The organism is Achromobacter sp. DH1f (genome assembly GCF_000633435.1).
GTDB classification, from domain to species: Bacteria; Pseudomonadota; Gammaproteobacteria; order Burkholderiales; family Burkholderiaceae_B; genus Achromobacter; species Achromobacter deleyi.
Map to the genome: position 1 here is coordinate 114,823 of NZ_AYMF01000008.1, position 22,016 is coordinate 136,838.

Genomic DNA, 22,016 nt, shown 5'->3' on the forward strand with positions numbered 1-22,016 from the left:
GGATTTACGGCGTGACCGCAGCCTGCGCAAGACGGTGTCCGGCATGTTGCCGGCAACGGATTAAAGCTTGCTTCGAAAACGCCGTAAACAGAGAAGGAAGGGCATGCCGTCTTTCCTTGCTCGCTAGCGCGAAGGAAATGCCATGACCATTTCTCGATCCGTCCGTGCGTTGCTTGTCTCGTGTGCCTTGGCCCCCGCTGCCGCGCTGGCGGCGCCGTCCGGCGGCACCATCCACTTCCAGGGCATGATCACCGAGCCGGCCGACTGTCGGGTGCAGGTCGCGGGGCCGCCACAGGCGCCGACACCGCTGGCGCGTTGTCCGGCGCCGGCCGGGCTGGCGGCGGCCAACCATGCTGCCTGGCAGGCGTCCAAGGTGAGCGTCAGCACCCGCACGCTGGTGCTGCGGGCCGATGCCCAGGGCCGGCCGCTGCAATATGGCCAGGTCGTGACGCTGACCTACCAATAGCCAGCCCCATAGCCCGCCCCGGAATGCCCCGCCCACGGACCGTGGGCGGGCACATGCAGGCTCAGGCCGGGATCAAGCCCGCAATCTTGACGTCCGGGTTGACGTCGGCCTGGTAGTCCACGCCCTCGATCTCGAAGCCGAACAGGCGCAGGAATTCCTGCTTGTAGCCGGCGAAATCGGTCAGTTCGTACAGGTTGCCGTCGGTGACCTGGTGCCACAGGGCCTGCACCTGGGCCTGCACGGCCGGGTCCAGTTCCTTGTAGTCGGCGCGCAGGCGGCCTTCGGCATCCAGGATGGGCGCATCGCCGCACAGGCTGTCGCGATACAGGCCGTAGACCTGCTCGATGCAGCCTTCGTGGGTGCCTTGCTGCTTCATTACCTTGAACAACAGCGACAGGTACAGCGGCATCATCGGGATCGCCGAACTGGCCTGCGTCACCACGGCTTTCAGCACCGATACGCGGGCGTCGCCACCACGCGCGGCCAGCTTGGCGCGGATGTCCAGCACCTTCTGGTCCAGGTCTTTCTTGGCCGCGCCGATCGAGCCGTTCCAGTAGATGTCGTGGGTGATCTTTTCACCCAGATAGGTGAAGGCGGTGGTGGTGGCGCCTTCGGCCAGCACGCCGGCCTCGAGCAGCGCGTCGATCCACAGTTGCCAGTCGTCGCCGCCCATCACGGCCACGGTGCCGTCGATCTCGGCCTGGGTGGCCGGTTCCAGCAGCGATTCCTTGATGACTTCCTTATCGGTATCCAGCCCGCGCAGATTCACGGCGTGGCCGATCGGCTTGAGGGTCGAGCTGAAGACTTCGCCGGTCTTGGGGTGCGTGCGGCGCGGCGCGGCCAGGCTGTAGATCACCTGGTCGACCTGGCCCAGGTCGGCCTTGATGGCGGCAATGGTCTGGGCCTTGATGGCGTCGGAAAACGCGTCGCCGTTGATGCTCTTGGCATACAGGCCTTCGGCGCTGGCGAACTTGTCGAAAGCGGCGCTGTTGTACCAGCCCGGCGTGCCGGCCTTGGCCGCGTCGCCGGGCCGCTCGAAGAACACCCCCAGGGTCTGGGCGCCGCACCCGAAGGCCGCGCTGATGCGGGCGGCCAGGCCGTAGCCGGTGGACGCGCCGATCACCAGCACGCGCTTGGGGCCCCCGGCGATCGGACCCTGGGCACGGACGTAGTCGATCTGGTTCTTGACGTTGGCTTCGCAGCCGACGGGATGGGTCGTGACGCAGATGAAGCCGCGCACGCGGGGTTTGATGATCATGAAGACCTCGTTCTGGGAATGCCGGGAAGGCTTGCCGCCCGGCAGGCGGCAAGCGCCGAGCATTGTACGGGAGTGCGGCGGCCCTAGCGGGCGTCGGCGCCGGCTGCGGCCGCCGCCAGGGCTCGGCCACGACGCCATTCGACCAGGCCGATGCCCATGCCGCTGGCGCAGATGATGGCAATGCCCAGCCAGGTCAGCGGGTCGGGGAAGTGGTCCCAGACCAGCCAGCCGACCGTGGTGGCGCTGATGATCTGCAGGTAGATGAAGGGCGCCAGCGTGGACGCCGGGGCGCGGCGGTAGGCGGCGATCTGGAACAGGTGGCCCAGGCCGCCGGTGATGCCGGTGGAAATCAGCAGGGTCCAGTCCAGCGGCGTCAGCGCCTGCAGCACGGGCAGGGCGGGCGGCAGGATGAAGGGCAGGGCCAGCGTCAGGCAGCCGGTGCCCACGGCGCCGCTCCAGATCAGCGAGGTGAAGGGGTCATCGCCCGCCACGCGCCGCGTGGCGATGAACTGGGCGGCAAAGCAACAGGCCGTGATCAGGCCGAAGATCGTGCCTACCGGATGCAGGCCGCCGCCCGGGCGGATCACGATGACCACGCCGATGAAGGCGATGCCGGCCGCGACGAAGCGCGACAGGCGGGCGGGTTCTTTCAGTATCCAGGGGGCCAGCGACAGCACCAGCAGTGGCGCCAGGAAATTGATGGCGGTGGCTTCGGCCTGGGGAATGTAGCTGAGCGTGGTGAAGAACATCAGCGTGGCCAGGAACATCGAGCCGCCGCGCAGGATCTGTTCACGCGGCTTCTTGCTGCGCAACACGCCCACGCCGCGGGTGGGCAGCACCAGCGCCAGCACCAGCACCAGGTGCACGGCATAGCGGAACCACGACAGCACCAGCAGCGGCACCCCGGCATTCATGACCCATTTGCCGCTGGCATCCAGGCACGACAGCGTCCACATCGACGCCACCAGCAGCAGGATGCCGACGAGCGGACCGCTGGCGGCAGGGGCGCCGCGACGCGGGCGACCGGTATCGGCCGGGGACATGGACAGACTCCTTGCGCTAGGGGGCCGCGGGCGGGGCTCCGGGGCGGCTGACATGATACGCTCATCGCGCCGGGGGAAAAGGCTCATGATCGAACTACGCAACATAGAAACATTTTTTTGGGTGGCCACGCTGGGCAGTTTCCGCGCGGCCTCGGACAAGCTCAACACCACGCAGCCGGCGGTGTCGCAACGCATCGCCTCGCTCGAAGCCGACCTGGGCGTGCGGCTGTTCGAACGCGACGCCCGCGGCGTCAAGCTGACGGGCAAGGGCCACGAACTGCTGTCGCACGCCGAGCGCATGCTGCAGGTGCGGCGCGACATGTTTGAAGCGGCCCGCGCGCAGAACGTCATGACCGGCACCGTGCGCATCGGCGTGGCCGAGACCATCGTGCAGACCTGGCTGCCCACGCTGATCGAGCTGGTGCACACCACGTACCCCGCGCTGGTGCTGGAAATCGAGGTCGACACGACCCACGTGCTGCGCTCGCACCTGATGGCCCGGCAGATCGACCTGGCCTTCCTGATGGGGCCGGTGCTCGAGGCGCGGGTCGAAAACCTGCCGCTGTGCACGTATCCGCTGGCCTGGGTCGCCAGCCCGTTGCTCGAACTGGGGCCCGAGCCGCTGACGCTGGAACGCATCGGCCGGCTGCCCGTCATCACCTATCCGTCCAACAGCGCGCCTTACCGCGTGGTGCGCGACATGCTCACCCGCGCAGGCGTCACGTCGCCGCGCATGTATGGCAGCGCATCGATGTCGATGGTGGTGCGCATGACGCAGGACGGCATCGGCACCAGCGTCATCGCGCCGGTATTCCTGGGCAAGGAACTGGCGCGCGGCGAATTGCGCATCCTGCAGGTGGATGCCGATCCGCTGCCCGAACTGAGCTTCACCGCGACCTGGGTGCAAGGCCCGGACAGCCACGCGGTCAGGCTCATTGCACAGATGGCGCAGAAGGTCGCGGCGCAGGCCGGCGACAGCATTCCCGCCTAGGTGTTTTCCCCGAAGGGCGACGCGCGGCCGCTATGAATGGCGGCCGCGGCGCGTTCGCGCCCGGCACCTGGCATTCGCTGCAAAGCCGCATGGCTGCTGGCTTTGCGGCTAGCGGCCAGGGCGGCGGCAACGAGACCCAAGAAATATTTATACCCCCACATCGCAACATACGATTGGACGCTGCACGCCCCTGACGCTGCAATGGCGGCAGATCAGAAAAAGCCTGGATACACAGTGCGGGGGGATCCCATCACTCCTCTGACGTTTCGATTTCTACCCGCGCGCGATCAGGGTAACGGGGACCTGCGCGCGGCAGACCATCCCGCCAGCTAGGAGTTTCAGTCCATGAAGAAGTCACTTGTTTCAGCCGTCGTTGCCGTCGGCCTGCTTGCGGGCGCCGCCCAGGCGCAAGACCTGCCCAAGACCCACCTGAAGGTCGTGGGCGGCCTGTCCAACCTGACCGCCTACAACGATTACGAAAAGCCGTTCTGGACCAAGACCGTGCCGGAACAGTCCAAAGGCCAGGTGACGGCGGACATCAAGGGCTTCAACGAAATGGGCTTGAAGGGCCCGGAACTGCTGCGCCTGATGTCGACGGGCGTGGTCGAGTTCGGCACCGCCACGCTGTCGTACTTCGCCAGCGACAACCCCATCAACGAGGCCATCGACCTGGCGGGCCTGGCGCCCGACGTGCAGACTGCGCGCGCCGTGACCAACGCGTTCGAGCCGGTGTATGCCCGCCTGTACGGTGAAGGCAACAACGTCAAGCTGCTGGGCATTTCCACCTATCCGGCCCAGGTGCTGTTCTGCAACGCCGAGATCAAGGGCCTGGCCGACATCAAGGGCAAGAAGGTGCGCACCAGCAGCCGCACGACGGCCGAGTTCGTCGAGGCGCTGGGTGGCTCCAGCGTCACGATGGCCTTCGGCGAAGTGGTGCCGGCGCTGCAGAACAAGGTGGTCGATTGTGCGATTACCGGTTCGCTGTCGGGCTACTCGGCCAAGTGGTACGAAGTGTCGACCCACCTGGTGGCGTTGCCGATCAACTGGAACCAGCAGATCCACGCCGTCAACCAGAAGGCCTGGGACAAGCTCGATCCCAACGTCCGCACGTTCGTGCAGGCGAGCGTGAAGACGCTGGTCGATCAGATCTGGGATGCCGCGGCGGTGCAGACCCAGGAAGGCTATGACTGCAACACGGGGGCCGCGGCTTGCCCGTTCCCCGTCAAGGGCAAGATGGTGCTGGTGCAGCCTTCGGACGCCGATCAGGCGCTGCTCAAGAAGGTCACGCAGGAAGCCGTGCTGCCCAAGTGGGCCGCCCGCTGCTCGGCGCAATGCGTCAAAGACTTCAACGCCACCGTCGGCAAGACGCTGGGCGTGACGGCGAGCAAGTAAGAGATCCTGCCCATGACCCGATCCGAACACCTGCGCCTGCTGGGCGGACTGCTGCGGCGCGCCGAGACCTTCTCGCGCGCGGCAGTATGGGCGGGCGGGGCGCTGACCATTGCCAGCGTCCTGCTCATTTCCTTTGACGTTCTGGCCCGCAAATTCCTGGGCTTCAACACGGGCGGGGCGGACGAATTGTCCAGCTACGCCTTCGCCATCAGCACGTCATGGGCGTTGGCCTTCGCCACGCTGCAGCGCGCCAATGTGCGCGTGGACGTGCTCTACCAGATGCTGCCGGTGCGCGTGTCCGCACTGCTGGACTGGCTTTCCATGGTGACCCTGGCGGTCTTCATGGTGTTCCTGACGTACTACGCGTTCGAAGTGGTACAGACCTCCTGGGCGCAGAAGTCGGCGGCCAACACGCCGCTGGCCACGCCGTTGTGGATCCCGCAGGGCCTCTGGCTGCTGGGGCTGGGCTGGATGTGCGTGACCGTGGCGTTGATGCTGGCGCGCGCGTCGGCGGCCCTGGTGACGGGCGACCTGGCGCTGGTCAAGGAGATCTGCGGCGTGCGGTCGGCGCAGGAAGAGGCCGACGATGAAGCCGCCGCCGGTGAACGCATGGTCAAGGGAGCCGTCGCATGATCGCCACCGCCCTGACGCTGCTGCTGGTACTGATCGGCCTGTCCATCCCCGTGGGCGCTGCCCTGGGCGTGCTGGGCCTGATGCTGGACCCGCTGTTCTCGATGCTGCCGCTGTCGCGCGCCATCGGCGAAATCTCGTGGAGCACGAACAACGAGTTCCTGCTGGTGGCCATTCCGCTGTTCATCATGCTGGGCGAGGTGCTGCTGCGCGCCGGGTTCGCCGAGCGCATGTATGGCGCGATGAGCCTGTGGCTGTCGTGGCTGCCGGGTGGCCTGATGCACGCCAACATCGGTGCGTCCACGCTGTTCTCGGCCACGTCTGGCTCCAGCGTCGCCACGGCCGCCACCGTGGGCACCGTGGCGATTCCGCAGATCCGCAAGTATGGCTACAACGAACCGCTGTTCCTGGGCAGCCTGGCGGCCGGGGGCACGCTGGGCATCCTGATCCCGCCGTCCATCAACCTGGTGATCTACGGGGTGCTGACCAACTCGTCGGTGCCCAAGCTGTACCTGGCCGGCATCATTCCGGGCCTGGTGATGGCGCTGCTGTTCATGGTCACCGTGGGGATCGCCTGCCTGGCCAAGCCGGCCTGGGGCGGCAAGAAGATCCATGCGACCTGGGGCGAACGCTTTGCCAGCCTGGTCCATCTGGCGCCGCCGCTGGGGATCTTCCTGCTGGTGGTGGGGTCGATCTACGGCGGCCTGGCCACCCCGACCGAGGCCGCGGCCCTGGGCGTGTTGGGCGCCTTGCTGCTGGCCGCCTGGTTCCGCCGCCTGACCTGGGCCATGCTGCGCGAATCGATGGAAGGCACCATGCGCTCGACCGCGATGATCATGCTGATCGTGGTGGCCGCCAGCTTCCTGAACTTCGTCATGTCGGCCACCGGCCTGACCGATGCACTGACCCGCTCCATCACCAGCCTGGGCCTGTCGCCGGGCTGGATGCTGCTGATCGTGATCGTGTTCTACCTGGTGCTGGGCTGCTTCATGGAGACGCTGTCCATGATGATCACGACCATCCCCATCGTGGCGCCCATCATGATCGCGCTGGGCTACGACCCCATCTGGCTGGGCATCATCATCATCATCCTCGTCGAGGCCGCGCTGATCACGCCGCCGGTGGGCCTGAACCTGTTCGTGGTGCAAAGCCTGCGCAAGAGCGGGTCGATGGGCGCGGTGATCGTCGGCAGCCTGCCGTTCGTGCTGGCGATGTTCGTGATGCTGGCGCTGCTGTCGTGGTGGCCGGACCTGGCCTTGTGGCTGCCGCGGGTGTTCGGCTAGCGCCGGCCTCGCATTGCCCGGGGCGCGGCCAGGCGCCGCGCCCGATTCCCTTCCTTTTCCATTCGCAGGATAGTCATGAAAGCCGTATTCCAGATCGACGCCGACACCCCCCGCCAGGTCGCGGTGGATTTCAACACCCTGATCGTGGCCGGCTGGGCTGGACGCGATAGGGCCGCGATCGAGCACCATATCGAAGAACTGGCCGCCATCGGCGTGCCGCGCCCCAGCAGCGTGCCGCTGTACTACCGCATCGCGGATAACCAGCTGACCCAGGGCGAGCGCGTGCAGGCGCTGGGCGGCGACTCGTCGGGCGAAGTCGAGACCTTCGTCTTTGCCGCGGGCGGCGAGATGTACGTCAGCATCGCGTCCGACCACACCGACCGCAAGCTGGAGACGGTCAGCGTGGCCATGTCCAAGCAGGTCTGCGTCAAGCCGGTGGCGGACAAGGCCTGGCGCCTGGCCGACGTGGCCGGCTACTGGGACGAACTGATCATCCGGTCCTGGATCGTCGAGAACGGCGAACAGGTGCTGTACCAGGAAGGCCCGCTGGCCTCGTTACGCACGCCGCAGGAACTGATCGCCGGCTATACCGGCGGGGCCGCCATGCTGCCAGAAGGCGCCGGCATGACCTGCGGCACGGTGGGTGCCATCGGCGGCATCCGCGCCGCGGCCGAGTTCACCATGGAACTGCATGATCCGCGTCGCCAACGCAGCCTGCGCCACCGTTATCATGTCGAAAGCTTGCCCGTGGTGGCCTGACCTGCGGCCATCCTTTTGACAGGTACGGCGCGCCCCGGCGGGGCGCGCCAGCGCTATTTCCATCCGTATTCTTCACGCCGCCCGGCGGCACCTGGAACCTTATGCTTGCGACCCTGAACGACTTGACGGCAGCCCTGAACGACGGCCGCACCACCTCCGTGCAACTGACCGAGGCCGCGCTGGCCCGCGCCGCCGATCCGGCGGGCGAGGGCGCGCGCGCCTTTACCCGCCTGTACGCCGAATCGGCCCTGGCCCAGGCTCGCGCCTCCGACACGCTGCGCGCCGCCGGCATCGTCCGCTCGGCCGTGGAAGGCTTGCCGATCAGCATCAAGGACCTGTTCGACATCGAAGGGGAAACCACGATGGCCGGTTCGGTGGCGCGCGAAGGCGAGCCGGCCGCCGACGCCAACGCCGAAGTGGTGCAACGCCTGATCGCCGCGGGCGCGGTCATCATCGGCCGCACCAACATGACCGAATTCGCCTATTCCGGCCTGGGCATCAACCCGCATTACGGCACCCCGCTGAACCCGTGGGATCGCGCCACCGGCCGCATTCCCGGCGGTTCGTCGTCGGGCGCGGCCGTGTCGGTGGCCGATGGCATGGCCGTGGCCGCCATCGGTTCGGATACCGGCGGCTCGGTGCGCATTCCAGCCGCGCTGTGCGGCCTGACCGGTTTCAAGCCCAGCGCCTGGCGCGTGTCGATGCAAGGCGTGCTGCCGCTGTCGGCCAACCTGGACTCGATCGGCCCCATCGCCGCCAGTGTGCGCTGCTGCGCCGAGCTGGACGCCATCCTGTCGGGCGAGGGCGGCCCGGTGCCCGATGCGCTGCCGCTGCGCGGCCTGCGCCTGGCGGTGCCCAAGACGCTGGCGCTGGACGCCATGGACAAGCACGTGTCCGACACCTTCGCCCGTACCGTGGCCCGCCTGGTCGAGGCCGGCGCGCTGGTCGACGAGATCGCCATCCCTGAATTCGCCGAACTGGCCAACATCAACGCCAAGGGCGGCTTCACGGCCGCCGAGGCCTGGGCCTGGCACCGCGGCCTGATCGAACGCGCCGGCAAGCGCTACGACCCCCGCGTGGTCTCGCGCATCATGCGCGGCAAGGACATGAGCGCGGCCGACTACCTGGACCTGCTCGATGCGCGCGAAGCCTGGGTGGCCGCGGTGGACCGCCGCATCGCCGGCTACGACGCGCTGATCATGCCGACCACGCCCATCGTGGCCCCGCCCGTGGCCGACCTGGCCGCCTCGGACGAAGCCTATTACGCCGCCAACGGCCTGATCCTGCGCAATCCCACCCTGATCAATTTCCTGGATGGCTGCGCGCTGTCGCTGCCGTGCCACGCCGACGGCACGGCGCCGGTGGGCCTGATGCTGGCCGGCAGCAACGGCGCCGACCGCCGCATCCTGGCCATCGGCCAGGCGGTCGAAGACCTGCTGGCCGGACGTTGAGGCCGCGGCGGGGCCCGGGCGGCCCCGCCCACGGCTGGACACGCGCTGGGATACGCGGCAAGCTGGCTGCATGATCGACCTGCGCAATATCGAGACGTTTTTCTGGGTGGCCACGCTGGGCGGTTTCCGCGCGGCCGCCGAAAAGCTCAATGCCACCCAGCCGGCCATTTCCCAGCGCATCGCGTCGCTGGAATCCGATCTGGGCATCCGCCTGTTCGACCGTGACGTGCGCGGCATCAAGCTCACCGGCAAGGGGCGCGAACTGCTGTCCCACGCCGAACGCATGCTGCAGCTGCGGCGCGACATGCAGGAGGCCGCCCGCGCCAAGAGCGTCATGAGCGGCACGCTGCGCCTGGGTGTGTCCGAAACCATCGTGCATACCTGGTTGCCCACCCTGATGGAGTACCTGCACGACGCCTATCCGGCGCTGATGGTCGAGATCCAGGTGGACACCACCACCATGCTCAAGACCCAGCTGGCGTCGCGCCAGATCGACCTGGCGTTCCTGCTGGGCCCCATGGAAGAGCCGCGGGTCGAGAACCTGTACCTGTGCAATTACCCGCTCAGTTGGGTCGCCAGCCCCAAGCTGAAGGTCGGACGCCTGCCCATCAGCCTGAAGCGGCTGGCGCAGTGGCCCGTCATCACGTATTCATCCACCACCGACCCGCACCGCGCGGTGCGCCAGCTGATGCTTCAGGCCGGGGTGGAATCGCCCCGCATGTACGGCAGTTCGGCGCTGAGCGTGATCGTGCGGATGGCGCTGGACGGCATCGGCACGGCCGTCATCGCGCCCGTGATCCTGCAGAAAGAGCTGGTGCAGGGCGAATTGCGGCTGCTGGACGTCAAGGCGCCGGCCTTGCCGCCGCTGCACTACACCGCCTGCTGGATGCAGGGGCCGGACAGCCAGGTGCCGCGTGCAGTGGCCGAAGCCGCGCAGCAGATTGCGCGCGAAGAGGCGCTGCGCCATCCGGCAAAACCCTGATAAGGAATATTGATCGGGGTCTATCGCAACATGTGATTAGACGGTGTGCCCGAGTTCCTGTGCAATGTCCCCATACCAATACTGACGCAAGGGGAATTGACATGGCATTCGATCTGGCAGCCCGCAACAGCATCGAACTGGCGCGCCGCGCCCGGCTCGACGCCCGCAGCGGCAAACTGACCGGACCCACGGCGAACCTTGCGCCGGGGCACGTGCAGGCCAACCTGGCGATCCTGCCGCGCGCGCTGGCGGCCGATTTCCTGCATTTCTGCCAGCGCAATCCCAAGCCTTGCCCCTTGCTGGCCATGTCCGAACCGGGCGACCCTGCCTTGCCTGAACTGGGCCACGACATCGACATCCGCACTGACATCCCGCGATACCGCGTCTGGCAGAACGGCGAACTGGTGGCCGAGCCCACCGATGTGCGTGACATCTGGCGCGACGACCTGGTGTCGTTCCTGATCGGCTGCTCGTTCTCGTTCGAAGAGGCGATGCTGGACAACGGCCTGCCGGTGCGCCACATCGAGCAAGGCTGCAACGTGCCGATGTATCGCACCAGCATCCCGACCCACGCCGCAGGGGCCTTTGGCGGCCCGCTGGTGGTGTCGATGCGCCCGCTCAAGGCCGCCGATGCCATCCGCGCCATCCAGGTGACTTCGCGTTTTCCCTCGGTGCACGGCGCGCCGGTGCATATCGGCGACCCCGCGTTGATCGGGATTGCCGACATCAACCGGCCGGATTATGGTGACGCCGTAGAGATCCGTGCCGGTGAGTTGCCGGTGTTCTGGGCCTGCGGCGTGACGCCCCAATCGGTGGTGGCCGCGGTCAGGCCCGAATTCTGCATCACCCACGCGCCCGGCCACATGCTGGTCACCGATTTGATCAACAGCCGCATGGCCATTCTTTAAGCCGTCCGCAGTACCGGCGCCTGCTATCCGGGCGCGCCAAGCAGCTTTGGTTTTGCCTCCAGAACGATCCATGAAAGGACAAGGGGAAAAGGCGACAAAAGTTCAGGACCCACCGCCTTCCGGCATGCCGGAGGGTGGCGGGTTGCCGCAAGCCCGGAACCGCCGGGCCCGGGGCCGTGCGCCCCGCATATTGCATTGCTTTCACAGTGGGATTTTTCCAGGAGTCTAGTAATGAAGATGAAGCTCATTGCGGGTGTCGCCGCGAGTCTGGCGATGTTGGCTGCCGTGCCGCTTGCGGCCCAGGCGCAGGTCAAGACCGTCAAGATCGGCGCGATCTATCCCTTGTCCGGCGCGCTGGCGTCCACCGGCGCCGAGATCAAGGCGGCCGTGGAATTGGCCGTGGACATCATCAACAACCCGCATCCCGAGCTCGAGGGCATTCCCCTGGCCGCGGGCGCCGGGCTGCCGGCCCTGGGCGGGGCCAAGATCGAAGTGGTGTTCGGCGATTCGCAGGGCAAGCCCGAAGTGGGCCTGGCGGATGCGCAGCGCCTGATCGACCAGGAAAAAGTGGTGGCCCTGACCGGCGCCTACCAATCCGCCGTGACCAAGACGGCCAGCCGCATCGCCGAGCAGCGCGGCATTCCCTACCTGAACGGCGAATCCAGCAGCCCGGACCTGACCGAACGCGGCTACAAGTGGTTCTTCCGCACCTCGCCCAACGACGATACCTTCGTCGAAAACATGATGCAGTTCCTGGACACCATCAAGGACACGCCGACGGCCAAGATCGCCGTGGTGTACGAGAACACCGACTTCGGCGTCAACACGTACAAGGCCGTTGAAAAGTTCGCCAAGCAGTACAAGCGCGAAGTGGTGGCCAACATCGCCTACAGCGCCGGTTCGGCCTCGGTGACCGCCGAAGTGCAGAAGCTGGCCGCGGCCAAGGCTGACGTGGCGATCTTCGCCAGCTACACCTCGGATGCCATGCTGTTCGTGCGCACCATGCGTGAAAGCAAGTACGCGCCGCCCGTGCTGCTGGCCAACGACGCCGGCTTCATCGATTCGCGCTTCGTGCAGGAAGTGGGCCCGCAGGTGCAGGGCGTGCTGACGCGCGACGTGTGGGGCAATGACGTCGCCGCCGCCAAGGCCGGGCTGAAGAAGATCAACGACATGTACAAGGCCAAGACCGGCAAGGACCTGAACGGCAACAACGCCCGTTCGATGCAGGGCGTGCTGGTGCTGGCCGACGCCATCAACCGCGCCGGTTCCACCGATCCGGAAGCGATCCGCAAGGCGCTGGCCGCCACCGACCTGGGCGAGTCGCAAGTGGCCATGCCCTGGGCCGGCGTGAAGTTCGACGACAAGGGCCAGAACACCAAGGGTTCGGGCCTGATCCTGGAACTGAAGGGGTCGTCGTACCAGACGGTATGGCCGGAAAAGTACCGCACCGACAAGACGCTGCCCACGCTGCCGTTCTCCTGGAAGTAATCATCAGCCGTGGCGGGCCGCGGGGGCCCGCCACAGGAGCACTCCATGTTTGAAGCTCTCTCGGCAGGCCTGTTCAACGGCCTGATCTACGCCGCGGTGGCGGTAGGGCTGGCGCTGATATGGGGCATCACCGACGTCATCAACTTCGCCCACGGCGAATTCCTGATGCTCGGCATGTATGCCGCCTATTGGCTCTACACCCTGGGGCATATCGACCCCACGCTGTCCGCGCCGCTGGTGGCCATCATCCTCGCCTTCGTCGGTTTCCTGACCTATGCGCTGATCATCAAGCGGCTGCAGAAAGGCCCGGCCATGGCGGTCATCCTGGCCACCTTCGGGCTGGGCCTGGTGCTGCGCCAGCTGGCCTTCATCGCCTTCAGCCCCGACTACCGCAGCCTGCCCGACACGATGGTGTCCGGCAGCGTGACGCTGGCGGGTATCTCGCTGGGCCGTCCGCAAGTGGTGACCGGCCTGATCGCGCTGGTGGTGATCGTGGCGCTGTTCATCCTGGTGTACCGCACCCGCTGGGGCCATGCCCTGCAGGCGGTCGCCGAAGACCGCCAGGTGGCGGCGCTGGTGGGCATTTCGCCGGACCGGGTCAACGCCCAGGTCTGGATGCTGGGCAGCGCCGCGGTGGGGCTTGCCGGTGCGCTGCTGACCACCTTCTTCTACGTGTTTCCGTCGGTGGGCACGGTGTTCGGCCTGCTGGCATTCGTGGCGGTGTGCATGGGCGGCTTCGGTTCGCTGCCGGGCGCGTTCATCGCGGGCATCCTGATCGGCATCATCGAGGCAATGACGGGCTACTTCGTGGCGCCCGCCTTGAAGACGGTCAGCGTGTTCATCCTGTTCATTCTGGTTCTCTGGTACCGGCCGCGCGGCCTGTTCGGGCGGTGGTGACATGACGACGACACAGAAAATCGATGGCACGTCCTCGGGCGTGCCGAAATGGCCGGTGGCCGTGGCCCTGGGCGTGGCGGTGCTGATGGCGCTGGTGCCCTTGGTGATCACCGACTCGTTCACGCTGCAGGTGCTGCTGCTGGCCATCATGTTCGGCGCGCTGGGCGCATGCTGGAACCTGGTGGGCGGCTTTCTCGGGCGTATTTCCTTCGGCCATAGCGTATTCGTGGGCGTGGGCGGCTATACGACCTTGCTGCTGCTGCACCATCTGAAGCTCACGCCGCTGCTCGGCATTCCGCTGGGCGGCCTGATCAGCGCGGCGCTGGCCTGGCTGGTGGGCGGCCCCACGCTGCGCCTGTCCGGTCATTACTTCGCGATGGCCACCATTGCGCTGCTGCAGATCGGCTTGCTGCTGCTGATCAACTGGGAATGGGCGGGCGGGGCCGTGGGCCTGGAGGCGCCGATCGGCGATGCGGCCTGGATGCTGCTGTTTCGCAGCAAGGTGCCGTACTACCTGATCGCCGTGGGGCTGGCGTTCCTGACGTTCTGCGCGACTTATTTCCTGGTGCATTCCAAGATCGGCTTCTATTGGCGCGCGATCAACGGCGACGAGGCCGCCTCGCGCAGCCTGGGCGTGCCGGCCGACCGCTACAAGATGCTGGCGTTCGTGCTGTCGGCGGGCATGACCGGGGTCTGGGGCGGTTTCTTCGCCATGTATGTGGGCTTCATCGATCCGGAATCGATGTTCAGCCTGACCATGTCGGTGCAGGTGGTGCTCGTGGCCATTCTGGGCGGCGTGGGCACGCTGGTCGGTCCGTGGCTGGGCGCGGCGGTGCTGTTGCCGTTATCGGAAGGCACGCGCGTGCTGTGGGGCAGTTCGGGCCTGGGCCTGGACCTGCTGATTTTCGGGCTGGCGATTCTGCTCGTCACCCTGTTCCTGCCAGGCGGTCTGGTGACATTGAGGAGGCGCCGTGGCTCTGCTGGACGTTAAGGACCTGACCAAGCGCTTCGGCGGCCTGGTCGCCAACAAGGACATCTCGCTGTCGGTCGAGGCGGGCGAGATCGTCGCCATCATCGGCCCCAACGGGGCGGGCAAGAGCACGCTGTTCAACGGCCTGGTGGGCCATCACGAGCCCACCTCGGGCAGCGTGACGTTCGGCGGCGAATCCATGATCGGTCGGCGGCCCGAGCAGGTTGCGGCCATGGGGCTGGTGCGCACTTACCAGATCCCGCGCAGCTTCGGCCAGATGACGGTGCTGGAAAACGCCATGGTCGGCGCGCTGCTGCGCCATCCGCGGCTGCCCGATGCGCGCCGCGCCTCGGCCAAGGTGCTGCAACTGGTCGGCCTGGCCGACCGCGCCAACACGCTGGCTGCCGAACTGAACGTGGCGGGGCAGAAGCGGGTGGAACTGGCGCGCGCCCTGGCGACCGAGCCGCGCATGCTGCTGCTGGACGAAGTGGCGGGCGGCCTGAACCCGGCCGAAGCCATTGCGCTGGCGGAGATCCTGCGCGGCATTCATGCTGCCGGGGTCACGCTCATCATCGTCGAGCACGTGCTGGAAGTGGTGATGCGGCTGGCCCAGCGGGTGCTGGTGCTGAACTTCGGCCAGATGATTGCCGAAGGCGCGCCGCAGGACATCGTGCGCAATCCCGCCGTGATCGAAGCCTATCTGGGGAGAAAGCACCGTGCCTGAAGTGATGTTGAAGGTAGAGAACCTGAGCGTGGCCTATGGCGGCGTGCAGGCCGTGCGCGGCGTGTCCCTGGAAGTGCGCCCGGGCGAGATCGCCGCGCTGCTGGGCGCCAATGGCGCGGGCAAGTCCAGCACGCTGCTGGCCATCATCGGCTCGGTCAAGCCCAAGGAAGGCCGGGTGGTCTTCGAAGGGCGCGACATCACGGGCACCCCGCCGGACCAGTTGGTCAAGCAGGGCATCGCGATGATTCCGGAAGGCGCGCGGGTATTTGCGCGCCAACCGGTCGAGCAGAACCTGCGGCTGGGCGCTTACACCGTGCGCGACGAACGCATCTACCAGGAGCGGCTGGAGAAGGTCTACGCCTTGTTCCCGCGCCTGAAAGAGCGGCGCGAGCAACTGGCGGGCACCATGTCCGGCGGCGAACGGCAGATGCTCGCCATCGGCCGCGCGCTGATGAGCGGCCCGCGGTTGCTGCTGATCGACGAGCCCAGCCTGGGCCTGTCGCCCCTGCTGGTCGAGCAGGTCTTTGACGCCCTGGCCGCGCTGAACCGCGACGATGGCCTGTCGGTGCTGCTGGTCGAGCAGAACATGGCCCAGGCGCTGGAAGTGGCGGCGCGCGCCTACGTGATGCAAAGCGCGCGCATCGCGCTGTCGGGCGATGCGGCCGAGCTGGCGGCGTCTGATGAGGTGCGCCGCGCGTATCTGGGGATGTAGCCGGAATGTGACCCGCAATGCAGCCCGGGTCATGACCGGGGCTGCATTTCGAGCCTGGCCCCAGACGAAAAAAAGCCCATCGCTCACGCGATGGGCTTTTCACTATGCGGCCGGGGGTAGGCCTTGAGTCCGGTGAAGGACTTAGAAAATGTGGCGGATGCCCACGCCCGCACCGATCTGGCTGGTGCGGCCGGCGATTTCGCCGGTGACGGCATCGTTGACCTTGTTGTAGTCGACGGTGCCGTACACCTGGGTGCGCTTGGACAGCGCGTATTCGGCCACGGCCACCAGGGCGTAGCGCTTGCCCTTGTCGCCGTCTTCGACCACGTTCTTGCTTTGGTCGTAGTAGGCGGCGCCGGTGATGGCCCAGCGCGGGGTAGCTTGCCAGGTCACGCCGGCGAAGTAGCCGTTGTCCTTGCGGTCGAGCTGGGCGGTGGTGGTGCCACCCATGACGGCGTTGACCCAACCGGTCTGGTCGCGGCCATTGAAGTAGCCGGCGAAGATCTTGGCGCTTTCGAACTGGTACGAGGCGCTCAGGTTCCAGACTTGCTGGCGCAGGTCGGAATCGGTGCCTTGGTACGTCTTCATGAACGCGCCGCCCAGGCCGAGCTGACCGGCGGTGTAGCGCAGGCTGATGCCCATTTGCTGGCCAGCCTTCTTGTCGTCCCAACGGTCACCGTTGGCCCACGACGCGATCACGGCCAGGTCGCCGATCGTGTTCGAGTAGCGCACGGTGTTGTTGTTGCGCACGCGGCCCATGGCAGCGGGCAGCCACGAGTTTTCGTTGTAGTTACCGACGGTCAGCGGATCGAAGTAGTCCGCCATCAGGTCCTGGATCACCGTGTTTTGCAGACCCAGGGTCAGCGCGCCGATCTTGCCGCCGTCCAGGCCCACGTAGGCCAGGCGGTTGAAGGTCTTGCTGGTGTCGGAACCGCGACCGTTCTGCACGTTGAAGCCTTGCTCCAGGCGGAAGAAGGCGCGGTTGCCGTCGCCCAGGTCTTCCGAGCCGCGCAGGCCCCAGCGGCTGTTCGAGATGGCGCCGTTTTCCATCGAGATGCGGCTGCCGTCCACGCCGGTCGAGCCGGAGCTGGTGTTGACGTAGCGCATGCTGACGTCGGCGATACCGTACAGGGTCACGCTGGTTTCCGCCGAAGCGGCGCCGGCGGCAAGGCCGAGGCCGGCTGCAGCGAGAGAGAGGGTGATGCGTTTCACGAAGGCTTCTCCTAGATGTTTCTGTTCTTAGCGTGAGCCGGGCTTGTGACTCGGCTGGTCGCGCCTGGCGGTTCGCCTGGAGCTGGGCCGTCGCACCGACGCCAGGGTTGGCGCGGGTCCGGAGCGTTGGCCGTTTGTGCGTTCATGCGCCATCTTGGTGCGCAACCAGAACGCCACGGGGATTCTAAAAAAGTTACGGGTTGTGTTGTTGTTTTATCTTTTTGGCGTTTTCCCTGGGTTTACAGAAATCCAAAAAAGACGATTGTTGAAACAATCCTGCGATTGTCCCAAAAAAACCCCGTTGCAAGAACGGGGTTTTGAGGGGGGAGGGAGCGCTTACAGCGTCATGTGCAGGGGCAGCCACGTGGCGATGCCCGGGATGGCATAGAGCAGCAGCACGGCCAGGATCATCAGGAAGAACATCGGCAGCGAGGCCCGCGCGATGTAGGGCAGTTCGCGCCCGCTCATGCCCGACAGCACGAACAGGTTGAAGCCCACCGGCGGGGTGATCTGTGCCATTTCCACAACGAAAACGATGAAGATGCCGAACCAGATCAGGTCGATGCCGGCCGCCTGCACCGTGGGCAGCAGCACGCCCATGGTCAGCACGACAATCGAAATGCCGTCCAGGAAGCAGCCCAGGATGATGAAGAACACCATCAGCGCCATGATCAGCCAGAACTGCGACAGACCCAGTCCGCCGATCCATTCGGCCAGCGCCCGTGGCAGGCCGATGTAGCCCATGGCCAGCGTCAGGAACTGCGCGCCGGCCAGGATCAGCGCGATCATGCAGTACAGCCGGGTGGCGCCCAGCAGCGATTGCATGAAGGTGCTGCGGTTCAGCGACCCCTGCAGCGCCGACAGGATCAGCGCGCCCACCACGCCCACCGCCGCGGCCTCGGTGGCCGTGGCGATGCCGGTGTAGATCGAACCGAGCACGGCGCCGATCAAGAGCATCACGGGAATCAGGTGGCGCGAGCGCGACAGCTTTTCCCACAGCGTCAGGTCGGGGTCTGCCGCCGGCACCTGGCCGGGATTGCGGATTGCCCACCAGGCGATGTAGCCCATGAACAACAGCGCCAGCAGAATGCCCGGCACGATGCCGGCGATGAACAGCTTGGCGATGGACACGTCCGCCGCCACGCCATACACGATCATGATGATCGACGGCGGGATCAGCAGCCCCAGCGTGCCGGCGCCCGACAGCGTGCCCAGGATCTTTTCCTCGGGGTAGCCGCGGCGCGTCAGCTCGGGAATGGTCATCTTGCCGACCGTGGCGCAGGTGGCGGCCGACGACCCCGACACCGCCGCGAAGATCGCGCAGCCGATGACGTTGGTGTGCAGCAGCCGGCCGGGCAGGCGGTTCAGCCACGGCGCCAGCCCCTTGAACAGGTCTTCGGACAGCCGGGTGCGGAACAGGATTTCACCCATCCACAAAAACAAGGGCAGGGCGGTCAGGGTCCAGCTGGACGAGGCGCCCCAGATGGTGACGGCCATGGCGTCGCCGGCCGGGCGGCTGGAGAAGATCTCCATGCCGATCCAGGCGGTGCCCGCCAGCGTCAGGCCGACCCAGACGCCGCAGCCCAGCAGCACGAAGATCGAGACGACCAATAAGGCAATGACGAGAAGTTCATTCATGGGTTTGCTGCGAGGTGGCGGCGGCCAGGCCGCGTGAACGGCGAACCAGCTCATCGAGCAGGGCGACCAGGAACAGGAGCGTGCCCGCGGCCATGCTCAGCTGCGGAATCCACAGCGGCGTGGCGTCGTTGGACGTCGAAATGTCGTTGAACTGCCACGAGTCGTAGGCCAGCTTGACGCTGAAGAACGCGAAGGCGGCGGCCATCAGGCAGCCCATGCCCAGGGCAAACATGTCCAGGCGGCGGCTGCCGACCGGCGACAGCGCGTTCAGGAGCAGCGTCACGCGGATGTGCTCGCCGTGCTTGAACGTGCTGGCCAGCGCCAGGAAACCGGCCGCGGCCATGAAATAACCGGCATAGGCATCCGTGCCGGGGATGTTCAGGCCGAGCTGGCGCGCGATGATCGCGGCCAGCACCGACACCAGTACACCGATCGTGCACAGGCCGGCCAACAGGCCGGCCGCGCCGTAAAGACCATCTAGTAAGCGGCGCATGGCGATATCACTGCTTCCGGTAGGCGTCGACCATGGCCACGCCGTCGGCGCCGGCCTTCTTGAGCCAATCGTCCAGCATGCGCTTGCCGATCACCGACAGGCCTTCCTTGAGCTCGACGGTCGGCTTGATGGTTTCCATGCCATTCTTGGCCAGTTCTTCCTGGTACCACTTGTTCTTTTCCTGCGACAGCTTCCAGCCGCGTTCTTCGGCCTGCGCACCCGCCTTTTTCAGGGCTTCCTGGGTCGCCGGGTCCAGCGCCTCGAAGGCTTTCTTGTTCACGATCACGGCGTTCTTGGGCAGCCAGGCCTGGGTGTCGTAGAACTTCTTGATGTATTCGTACGTCTTGGTGTCGTAGCCGGTCGAAGCCGACGACATGTACGAGTCGATCACGCCGGTGGCCAGGGCCTGCGCCAGTTCCGCTTGCTGCACGGTCACGGGCTGGGCGCCGACCAGTTCGGCGATCTTGGCCGTCACCGGGCTGTAGGCGCGCCACTTCAGGCCCTTCATGTCGCTGATCTGCTTGATGTCCTTGTTGGCGAACACGCCCTGGGGCGGCCAGGCCACCGCGTACAGCAGCGTCATGCCGTGGGCGTTCAGCTTTTTCTCCAGGAACGGCTTCTGCGCCTGGTAGAGCTTGAACGACGCGTCGTAGCCGGTGGCCAGGAAGGGCAGGCCGTCCAGTTCGTAGATCGGGTCTTCGTTGGCGAAGTTGGTCAGCAGGATCTCGCCGATCTGCGCCTGGTTGCCTTGCACCGCGCGCTTGATTTCGGGCGCCTTGTACAGCGAGGCATTGTTGTGCAGCGTGATCTTGAGCTTGCCGTCGGACAGCGTGTCGACGTCCTTGACGAAGGTGGTCAGGTTTTCGACGTGGAAGTTGCTGGCCGGGTAGGCGCTGGGCAGGTCCCACTTGGTCTGGGCCTGGGCGGCCGCGCTGAATGCCAGGGCGAGGCTGCCGGTCAGCAGCGAGAGCTTCTTGAACATGATGGTCCTTCTTTGCAAATGGATGAGGCGGGCCGGGCCCGGCGGGCATTGCGAAAAAAAGAGCGCGGCGCAACATGACGCGTAGCTGAAAGCGCAGCCATTCTATGTTGCCAATCGGTCACAAAGTTCCATGAATCACGCATTTACGGGTAATTCCTAGGACCGTCACGCCGGAATGGTTGAAGCTTGAATCATTGAGACAGGGCGTTGCGCGATGCATCGCAGCGCGCGTTTTTCTTCTAAGATTCCAACGTCGAATCGTGCCGCAGAGGCTTGTGTGAATTTCGTTTTCCGTCGTGATGAGTTGCTGGTCGAAGAAGCGTCCAGCGTATTGCCCGACCTGGACGCCTGTGTCCGGGCGGGCGTGGCGGCCGAAGGGCTGCAACCGGTCTGGGCCGCGCCGGAATCGCCGGCTCGCACGGTCCATGTCGAACCGGGCGTCGAACCGCCGCACGGCTATGCCTTCAAGAAACTGCGTTCGCTGTTCGGCGTATTCGACGACGAACGCATGGCGCTGGCCGGCCGCGCTTACCAGATCGCGGAATGGGCGCGTACGCACCGTTTCTGTGGGGCCTGCGGCACCGCCACGGTGCGTGTGGCCGGCGAGTTCTGCCAGCGTTGCCCGGCCTGCAGCTTTTCGGCCTACCCACGCATTTCGCCCGCGATGATGGTGCTGATCCGCAAGGGCGACAGCATCCTGCTGGCCCGCCACACCACCAACGCGGCGTCGCGCTACACGGCGCTGGCCGGTTTCGTCGAGCCGGGCGAAAGCATCGAGCAGACGGTGCACCGCGAGGTCTACGAAGAAGTGGGCCTGAAGGTCGGCAACCTGAAGTATTTCGGCAGCCAGTCCTGGCCGTTCCCGCATTCGCTGATGGTGGCCTACACCGCCGACTACGTGTCCGGCGACATCCGGGTGCAGGAAGACGAGATCGCCGACGCGCGCTGGTTCGGGCCGGGCGACCCCATGCCTGACATCGCGGCGCGCATCTCGATTGCCGGTTCGCTGATCCGCGCGCACTTGCCCGCCGGTTGGGACGCGACGTAGCGCGCTTGCAGGGCAGGAAAGCGCGTCTGCCGCGCGCTTTCCTCTCAGGGTATTCCCTCGAAACGAGGGATTTTTTGCGTCCCTGATTTATTTTTTATTGATGAAATATAGATAAATTATTAGTATTTCGCACAGATAAACTTGTAGCCCGGCCTCTATGACCTCCACGTTGATTGCCTCGTCGGCCCACCTGGCCGGGGGCAGCGCGCCCGATCTGTCCGAAGTCGAATTCGGCCTGATGATCGCCAGCCACGCCTTTGACCGCTGGACGGTGCGCTGCATGGCGGCCGCGGGCCTGCCGGACCTGACGCCCACCGACGTCATGGTGTTTCACCACGTGTTCCATCGCCAGCGCCCCAAGAAGCTGGCCGACATCTGCTTCACGCTCAACGTCGAAGACACCCACATCGTCAATTACGCGCTCAAGAAGCTGGACCGCCTGGGCGTGGTCAAGGGCGAACGCGCCAGCAAGGAAGTGTTCTACAGCGTCACGCCCGAAGGCGCGGCCATCATCAAGCGCTACGGCGAAATCCGCGAGCAATGCCTGACTGCCGGCCTGGATGCGCCGGGCGGGGGCGGCCTGGAATTCAGCCGCCAGCTGGCGCACACCCTGCGCGCGCTGTCCGGCCTGTATGACCAGGCGGCTCGCGCGGCAACCTCCCTATAACCGATACGCGGGGCCAGCCCCC

22 protein-coding genes are annotated in these 22,016 nt (G+C 66.1%); 16 read left to right on the top strand and 6 right to left on the bottom strand.

Annotated elements, in window-relative coordinates:
• The first annotated feature begins 142 nt into the window (after nucleotides 1-142).
• Complete coding sequence (locus tag U858_RS0106990; protein WP_157838783.1) at nucleotides 143-466, top strand: hypothetical protein; 324 nt, start codon at nucleotides 143-145, stop codon at nucleotides 464-466.
• A 61-nt stretch (nucleotides 467-527) separates the two neighbouring features.
• Here U858_RS0106990 and fabV read toward each other — a convergent pair whose 3' ends face one another.
• Together fabV and U858_RS0107000 are read right to left on the bottom strand one after the other, a co-directional pair.
• Nucleotides 528-1,724, bottom strand: a complete 1,197-nt coding sequence (gene fabV, locus U858_RS0106995) for an enoyl-ACP reductase FabV (RefSeq protein ID WP_025136455.1) — start codon at nucleotides 1,722-1,724, stop codon at nucleotides 528-530.
• 83 nt (nucleotides 1,725-1,807) lie between these two features.
• The gene (locus U858_RS0107000) at nucleotides 1,808-2,767 is read right to left on the bottom strand and encodes a DMT family transporter (RefSeq protein WP_025136456.1); all 960 of its coding nucleotides are present in this window, start codon (nucleotides 2,765-2,767) and stop codon (nucleotides 1,808-1,810) included.
• 85 nt (nucleotides 2,768-2,852) lie between these two features.
• Here U858_RS0107000 and U858_RS0107005 point away from each other — a divergent pair, with 85 nt between their 5' ends.
• The 13 genes from U858_RS0107005 (at nucleotide 2,853) to U858_RS0107065 (ending at nucleotide 15,954) form a co-directional block, all read left to right on the top strand.
• On the top strand, nucleotides 2,853-3,758 hold the full coding sequence (locus U858_RS0107005; protein WP_025136457.1) for a LysR family transcriptional regulator: 906 nt from the start codon (nucleotides 2,853-2,855) through the stop codon (nucleotides 3,756-3,758).
• A gap of 345 nt (nucleotides 3,759-4,103) precedes the next feature.
• A complete protein-coding gene (locus tag U858_RS0107010; RefSeq protein WP_025136458.1) occupies nucleotides 4,104-5,150 on the top strand; it encodes a TRAP transporter substrate-binding protein in 1,047 nt (348 codons plus the stop codon).
• A 12-nt stretch (nucleotides 5,151-5,162) separates the two neighbouring features.
• Nucleotides 5,163-5,783: a TRAP transporter small permease subunit gene (locus tag U858_RS0107015; protein ID WP_025136459.1), complete on the top strand. Its 621-nt coding sequence runs from the start codon at nucleotides 5,163-5,165 to the stop codon at nucleotides 5,781-5,783.
• The gene (locus U858_RS0107020) at nucleotides 5,780-7,063 is read left to right on the top strand and encodes a TRAP transporter large permease (protein ID WP_025136460.1); all 1,284 of its coding nucleotides are present in this window, start codon (nucleotides 5,780-5,782) and stop codon (nucleotides 7,061-7,063) included. The genes U858_RS0107015 and U858_RS0107020 overlap by 4 nt, the downstream gene beginning before the upstream one ends.
• A gap of 75 nt (nucleotides 7,064-7,138) precedes the next feature.
• A complete protein-coding gene (locus U858_RS0107025) occupies nucleotides 7,139-7,822 on the top strand; it encodes a DUF2848 domain-containing protein (protein ID WP_025136461.1) in 684 nt (227 codons plus the stop codon).
• Nucleotides 7,823-7,923: 101 nt separating this feature from the next.
• Nucleotides 7,924-9,273, top strand: a complete 1,350-nt coding sequence (locus U858_RS0107030) for an amidase (RefSeq protein WP_025136462.1) — start codon at nucleotides 7,924-7,926, stop codon at nucleotides 9,271-9,273.
• Between the two features lie 70 nt (nucleotides 9,274-9,343).
• Nucleotides 9,344-10,255: a LysR family transcriptional regulator gene (locus U858_RS0107035; RefSeq protein WP_025136463.1), complete on the top strand. Its 912-nt coding sequence runs from the start codon at nucleotides 9,344-9,346 to the stop codon at nucleotides 10,253-10,255.
• A 101-nt stretch (nucleotides 10,256-10,356) separates the two neighbouring features.
• Nucleotides 10,357-11,163: a putative hydro-lyase gene (locus U858_RS0107040; RefSeq protein ID WP_025136464.1), complete on the top strand. Its 807-nt coding sequence runs from the start codon at nucleotides 10,357-10,359 to the stop codon at nucleotides 11,161-11,163.
• A gap of 231 nt (nucleotides 11,164-11,394) precedes the next feature.
• Complete coding sequence (locus U858_RS0107045; protein ID WP_025136465.1) at nucleotides 11,395-12,651, top strand: ABC transporter substrate-binding protein; 1,257 nt, start codon at nucleotides 11,395-11,397, stop codon at nucleotides 12,649-12,651.
• A gap of 45 nt (nucleotides 12,652-12,696) precedes the next feature.
• Complete coding sequence (locus U858_RS0107050) at nucleotides 12,697-13,548, top strand: branched-chain amino acid ABC transporter permease (protein ID WP_025136466.1); 852 nt, start codon at nucleotides 12,697-12,699, stop codon at nucleotides 13,546-13,548.
• 1 nt (nucleotide 13,549) lies between these two features.
• Nucleotides 13,550-14,539 carry a branched-chain amino acid ABC transporter permease gene (locus U858_RS0107055; RefSeq protein ID WP_025136467.1) on the top strand — a complete coding sequence of 330 codons (990 nt, stop codon included), beginning with the start codon at nucleotides 13,550-13,552 and terminating at the stop codon, nucleotides 14,537-14,539.
• On the top strand, nucleotides 14,520-15,242 hold the full coding sequence (locus U858_RS0107060; RefSeq protein ID WP_025136468.1) for an ABC transporter ATP-binding protein: 723 nt from the start codon (nucleotides 14,520-14,522) through the stop codon (nucleotides 15,240-15,242). The genes U858_RS0107055 and U858_RS0107060 overlap by 20 nt, the downstream gene beginning before the upstream one ends.
• 4 nt (nucleotides 15,243-15,246) lie before the next feature.
• Entirely contained in the window at nucleotides 15,247-15,954 is a 708-nt protein-coding gene (locus U858_RS0107065; RefSeq protein WP_025136469.1) for an ABC transporter ATP-binding protein, read from the top strand.
• 141 nt (nucleotides 15,955-16,095) lie between these two features.
• Here U858_RS0107065 and U858_RS0107070 read toward each other — a convergent pair whose 3' ends face one another.
• The 4 genes from U858_RS0107070 to U858_RS0107085 all read right to left on the bottom strand — a co-directional run bounded on the left by U858_RS0107070 (nucleotide 16,096) and on the right by U858_RS0107085 (nucleotide 20,279).
• Nucleotides 16,096-17,166 carry a porin gene (locus U858_RS0107070; RefSeq protein WP_025136470.1) on the bottom strand — a complete coding sequence of 357 codons (1,071 nt, stop codon included), beginning with the start codon at nucleotides 17,164-17,166 and terminating at the stop codon, nucleotides 16,096-16,098.
• A 336-nt stretch (nucleotides 17,167-17,502) separates the two neighbouring features.
• Complete coding sequence (locus U858_RS0107075) at nucleotides 17,503-18,804, bottom strand: TRAP transporter large permease (RefSeq protein WP_025136471.1); 1,302 nt, start codon at nucleotides 18,802-18,804, stop codon at nucleotides 17,503-17,505.
• Nucleotides 18,797-19,297 carry a TRAP transporter small permease gene (locus U858_RS0107080; RefSeq protein ID WP_025136472.1) on the bottom strand — a complete coding sequence of 167 codons (501 nt, stop codon included), beginning with the start codon at nucleotides 19,295-19,297 and terminating at the stop codon, nucleotides 18,797-18,799. Before U858_RS0107080 ends, U858_RS0107075 begins: the two co-directional genes overlap by 8 nt.
• Before the next feature lie 7 nt (nucleotides 19,298-19,304).
• Nucleotides 19,305-20,279 carry a TRAP transporter substrate-binding protein gene (locus U858_RS0107085; RefSeq protein ID WP_025136473.1) on the bottom strand — a complete coding sequence of 325 codons (975 nt, stop codon included), beginning with the start codon at nucleotides 20,277-20,279 and terminating at the stop codon, nucleotides 19,305-19,307.
• A 277-nt stretch (nucleotides 20,280-20,556) separates the two neighbouring features.
• On the opposite strand from U858_RS0107085, the gene nudC reads away from it, so the two are divergent.
• Together nudC and U858_RS0107095 are read left to right on the top strand one after the other, a co-directional pair.
• The gene (gene nudC, locus U858_RS0107090; RefSeq protein WP_025136474.1) at nucleotides 20,557-21,327 is read left to right on the top strand and encodes an NAD(+) diphosphatase; all 771 of its coding nucleotides are present in this window, start codon (nucleotides 20,557-20,559) and stop codon (nucleotides 21,325-21,327) included.
• A 157-nt stretch (nucleotides 21,328-21,484) separates the two neighbouring features.
• Complete coding sequence (locus U858_RS0107095; RefSeq protein WP_006388202.1) at nucleotides 21,485-21,994, top strand: winged helix DNA-binding protein; 510 nt, start codon at nucleotides 21,485-21,487, stop codon at nucleotides 21,992-21,994.
• Nucleotides 21,995-22,016 lie beyond the last annotated feature (22 nt).

Excerpts from the sequence above, each read along its gene's own strand:
- U858_RS0107065 (WP_025136469.1), top strand. The coding sequence starts at position 15,247 with ATGTTGAAGGTAGAGAACCTGAGCGTGGCCTATGGCGGCGTGCAGGCC.
- U858_RS0107020 (WP_025136460.1), top strand. The coding sequence starts at position 5,780 with ATGATCGCCACCGCCCTGACGCTGCTGCTGGTACTGATCGGCCTGTCC.
- U858_RS0107055 (WP_025136467.1), top strand. The coding sequence starts at position 13,550 with ATGACGACGACACAGAAAATCGATGGCACGTCCTCGGGCGTGCCGAAA.
- U858_RS0107025 (WP_025136461.1), top strand. The coding sequence starts at position 7,139 with ATGAAAGCCGTATTCCAGATCGACGCCGACACCCCCCGCCAGGTCGCG.
- U858_RS0107095 (WP_006388202.1), top strand. The coding sequence starts at position 21,485 with ATGACCTCCACGTTGATTGCCTCGTCGGCCCACCTGGCCGGGGGCAGC.
- U858_RS0107045 (WP_025136465.1), top strand. The coding sequence starts at position 11,395 with ATGAAGATGAAGCTCATTGCGGGTGTCGCCGCGAGTCTGGCGATGTTG.
- U858_RS0107005 (WP_025136457.1), top strand. The coding sequence starts at position 2,853 with ATGATCGAACTACGCAACATAGAAACATTTTTTTGGGTGGCCACGCTG.
- U858_RS0107000 (WP_025136456.1), bottom strand. The coding sequence starts at position 2,767 with ATGTCCCCGGCCGATACCGGTCGCCCGCGTCGCGGCGCCCCTGCCGCC.
- U858_RS0107030 (WP_025136462.1), top strand. The coding sequence starts at position 7,924 with ATGCTTGCGACCCTGAACGACTTGACGGCAGCCCTGAACGACGGCCGC.
- U858_RS0107075 (WP_025136471.1), bottom strand. The coding sequence starts at position 18,804 with ATGAATGAACTTCTCGTCATTGCCTTATTGGTCGTCTCGATCTTCGTG.
- U858_RS0107085 (WP_025136473.1), bottom strand. The coding sequence starts at position 20,279 with ATGTTCAAGAAGCTCTCGCTGCTGACCGGCAGCCTCGCCCTGGCATTC.
- U858_RS0107040 (WP_025136464.1), top strand. The coding sequence starts at position 10,357 with ATGGCATTCGATCTGGCAGCCCGCAACAGCATCGAACTGGCGCGCCGC.
- fabV (WP_025136455.1), bottom strand. The coding sequence starts at position 1,724 with ATGATCATCAAACCCCGCGTGCGCGGCTTCATCTGCGTCACGACCCAT.
- U858_RS0107080 (WP_025136472.1), bottom strand. The coding sequence starts at position 19,297 with ATGCGCCGCTTACTAGATGGTCTTTACGGCGCGGCCGGCCTGTTGGCC.
- U858_RS0107015 (WP_025136459.1), top strand. The coding sequence starts at position 5,163 with ATGACCCGATCCGAACACCTGCGCCTGCTGGGCGGACTGCTGCGGCGC.
- U858_RS0106990 (WP_157838783.1), top strand. The coding sequence starts at position 143 with ATGACCATTTCTCGATCCGTCCGTGCGTTGCTTGTCTCGTGTGCCTTG.
- U858_RS0107050 (WP_025136466.1), top strand. The coding sequence starts at position 12,697 with ATGTTTGAAGCTCTCTCGGCAGGCCTGTTCAACGGCCTGATCTACGCC.
- U858_RS0107010 (WP_025136458.1), top strand. The coding sequence starts at position 4,104 with ATGAAGAAGTCACTTGTTTCAGCCGTCGTTGCCGTCGGCCTGCTTGCG.
- U858_RS0107035 (WP_025136463.1), top strand. The coding sequence starts at position 9,344 with ATGATCGACCTGCGCAATATCGAGACGTTTTTCTGGGTGGCCACGCTG.